The following is a 1,270-nucleotide window of genomic DNA, read 5'->3' as shown; positions in this document are numbered from 1 at the left end:
CTGGCGGGGTGACAACCCCGCTCAAAGCCAGATAGAATAAGGATTTGACTGGATTATGGTAAAAAAAGATAGGTCCGATCAAAGTTACCGGTTACCTATCACAAAATATGTTACCTCAATTCTATCAGACGCATCTCCAAAAATCCTTAACAACCGCTCAAGTTTGGGTATTAGGACTCTTGCTCAATGTGCTGCAATCAGAAAGGCAAGTGAAGTTGGAACGATTAGCCAGAGTTTTTCCGTCCCTCATTTTGTCTGAAAGTCGGCGTCGGAAGTTACAAAGGTTTTTATCTTTACCGGAATTAACAGTGAGGCAGATTTGGTATCCACTAATAACCTATTGGTTAACGACTTACTATCAAGCGGGTCAGAGCTTATCAATCGTGATTGACCGGAGTCAATGGGGAGCGATAAATCTCCTCATGGTAAGCCTAGTATGGGAGAGAAGAGCCATTCCTTTAAGTTGGTCACTTTTACCCCAATTAGGAAGTAGTAATTTCAGGGAGCAAAAAGAGGCTATTAGCGAGATTTTACCACTCTTGCAAGATTATCAAGTAGTCGTTTTAGGCGATCGGGAATTCTGCTGCGTCGAGTTCGCTAGCTGGCTCATGGAGAAAGGTTTATCCTTTTGTTTGCGATTGAAATGCTCGACCTGTATCGAAACAGAGCCTGAAAAATGGCAAGCTTTAAAAGAGGTGGGATTGGCTCCGGGTGTCTCTCGCTATTTTCAAGGAGTAAGAGTCCGCAAGACGCAACCCGTAAAAGGATTTAATGTCGTTGGTAAATGGAAGAGGAAGTATCGGGGAGCCTCGATGAAAGAGGGTTGGTTTTTACTGACCGATTTAGGTTCTTTGTCAGAAGCAATAGCCGCCTATCAACAGCGGATGGGGATAGAAGAAATGTTCCGAGATTATAAAAGCGGAGGCTATAATTTAGAGGGAACCGGCTTACAAGGTCAGCGATTGAGGGCGCTGATTTTACTAATAGCCTTGGCTTATACGAGTGCTATCATCCAAGGTACAGCCCTTAAAAAGACCGGGAGTAAAAAGTACGTTTCCCGCCCCAAAGAACCAAGCAGAAAGTATCCGAGACGTAGTTCTTTTGGCAGTGGTCTAGATAGTCAACAATGGCTAAGTAACCTGGAAAAATATGCCCAAGAAGTGCAAGAGCTAATGACATTAACTCCAAATAAACGCCATTTTTATCAACGGGGGATGAAGGCTGTAGCCCAGATTCTATCTAGCTCCTGACCGCCTTGTCACCCCCCCAG

1 protein-coding gene is annotated in these 1,270 nt (G+C 44.3%); it reads left to right on the top strand.

Annotated elements, in window-relative coordinates; translation table 11 throughout:
• Positions 1 to 107 precede the first annotated feature (107 nt).
• Positions 108 to 1,250 (top strand): IS4 family transposase, encoded by a 1,143-nt coding sequence (locus QUA57_RS28520; protein WP_333065158.1) that lies wholly within the window; start codon positions 108 to 110, stop codon positions 1,248 to 1,250.
• The last annotated feature ends 20 nt before the right edge of the window (positions 1,251 to 1,270 follow it).

The organism is Microcoleus sp. Pol7_B2, from assembly GCF_036701035.1.
Lineage (GTDB): Bacteria > Cyanobacteriota > Cyanobacteriia > Cyanobacteriales > Microcoleaceae > Microcoleus.
Note: the sequence above shows the minus strand (reverse complement) of the source record. Positions and strands in the feature narration are given on the sequence as shown.

Excerpts from the sequence above, each read along its gene's own strand:
- QUA57_RS28520 (WP_333065158.1), top strand. The coding sequence starts at position 108 with ATGTTACCTCAATTCTATCAGACGCATCTCCAAAAATCCTTAACAACC.